Below are 1,604 nucleotides of genomic sequence, written 5' to 3'. Positions count from 1 at the left end.
GAGTTTCCGCAAGAAATCATGCTGGTCTGGAGTGACAAAGGAAGCCACAACTGCAAGCCCACCAAAGTAGGAACCATTTCCCACCTCATCTGTCCCAATCAAAGGAAGATTTTGACCGCTAGTTTCCTCTACAACTTGATAGCCAAAGAAACTGGCGTATTTCTCAGCTCCTTCACCCTGAAGCAAGACCTTTCCAGAAGTATAGATAGAAACCGTTGCTTGAGGTAGTCGCAAAAAGTAGCGGATATAGGGATTCTTGCTGGGAGCCAGACTGGTTTGATAGTGTTCAAGAAAAGCCTGAATCTCCTTTTCGTTTGGTGTGAGTGTTATACTTGCCATAGTTTCTATTGTACCACAAAAGCAGGCAAATTTGTAAAAACTGACAAAATTAGCGAATTTTGGTATAATATCGTGAGGTGAATTTTATGGCAAATCTAAATCGATTCAAATTTACATTCGGGAAAAAATCATTAACCTTGACAAGCGAGCATGATAACCTTTTTATGGAGGAAATCGCCAAGGTTGCGACAGAAAAATACCAAGCAATTAAAGAACAAATGCCTAGTGCAGATGATGAAACCATCGCTCTTTTGTTGGCAGTCAACTGTTTGTCAACTCAACTCAGCCGTGAGATTGAATTTGATGATAAGGAGCAAGAGCTAGAAGAACTCCGTCACAAGCTTGTGACTTGCAAGCAAGAACAGAGCAAGATTGAGGATTCCTTATGATTTCACTCCTTCTTCTATTGGTCTTGGCTTGGGGATTTTATATCGGCTATCGGAGAGGCCTGCTCTTACAGGTTTATTACCTGATTTCAGCCATGGCTTCGGCTTTTGTGGCTGGCCAGTTTTATAAGGGACTTGGAGAGCAATTTCATTTGCTCCTCCCTTATGCAAATCCGCAGGAAGGTCAGGGGACTTTTTTCTTCCCATCGGATCAACTCTTTCAGTTGGATAAGGTCTTTTACGCAGGGATCGGCTATTTGCTTGTATTTGGGATTGTCTATAGCATCGGTCGTTTGCTTGGTCTCCTCCTACACTTGATTCCTAGTAAAAAACTGGGTGGTAAGTTGTTCCAAGTTTCAGCAGGTATCTTGTCCATGTTGGTGACCTTATTTGTCTTGCAAATGGCCTTGACTATCTTGGCGACCATTCCCATGGCAGCTATACAAAATCCTCTTGAAAAGAGTATCGTCGCAAAACATATCATCCAGAGCATACCAGTAACAACCAGTTGGCTCAAACAAATCTGGGTGACAAATTTAATCGGATAAAAAGGGCAGGAGTTTTCCTAGCCCTTTGTTTACAGATTTGACTCGAATCTATCAGAATGTAAAAAGCTACCACACCTAGACATTCAAAGACAAGGAAATAACGATGAACAAGAAAATATTAGAAACATTAGAGTTCAATAAGGTCAAGACTTTGTTTGAACCCCATTTGTTGACTGAGCAGGGCTTGGAGCAACTAAGACAGCTGGCTCCAACTGCCAAAGCGGATAAAATCAAACAGGCTTTTGCTGAGATGAAGGAAATGCAGGCCCTCTTTGTCGAGCAACCGCATTTTACCATTCTCGCAACTAAGGAAATCGCAGGAGTCTGCAAG

General features: G+C 42.1%; 4 protein-coding genes. 3 read left to right on the top strand and 1 reads right to left on the bottom strand.

Features of this window, described 5'->3' with window-relative positions; translation table 11 throughout:
* The coding region (locus SMIDD26_RS13215) for a DUF3378 domain-containing protein (RefSeq protein WP_246747001.1) at positions 1-339 on the bottom strand (339 nt) is incomplete at its 3' end.
* A gap of 86 nt (positions 340-425) precedes the next feature.
* On the opposite strand from SMIDD26_RS13215, the gene zapA reads away from it, so the two are divergent.
* The 3 genes from zapA to SMIDD26_RS08340 form a co-directional block, all read left to right on the top strand.
* Positions 426-728 carry a cell division protein ZapA gene (zapA, locus tag SMIDD26_RS08350; protein ID WP_000002019.1) on the top strand — a complete coding sequence of 101 codons (303 nt, stop codon included), beginning with the start codon at positions 426-428 and terminating at the stop codon, positions 726-728.
* Positions 725-1,273, top strand: coding sequence for a CvpA family protein (locus tag SMIDD26_RS08345; RefSeq protein WP_000624513.1), 549 nt, complete (start codon positions 725-727; stop codon positions 1,271-1,273). Before zapA ends, SMIDD26_RS08345 begins: the two co-directional genes overlap by 4 nt.
* Positions 1,274-1,376: 103 nt before the next feature.
* Positions 1,377-1,604, top strand: a 228-nt coding sequence (locus SMIDD26_RS08340) for a hypothetical protein (RefSeq protein WP_348538401.1), incomplete at its 3' end; no start/stop codon positions are given.

The organism is Streptococcus mitis (assembly GCF_001579035.1).
GTDB classification, from domain to species: Bacteria; Bacillota; Bacilli; order Lactobacillales; family Streptococcaceae; genus Streptococcus; species Streptococcus mitis_J.
This window is presented reverse-complemented; position numbering and strand designations above follow the sequence as displayed.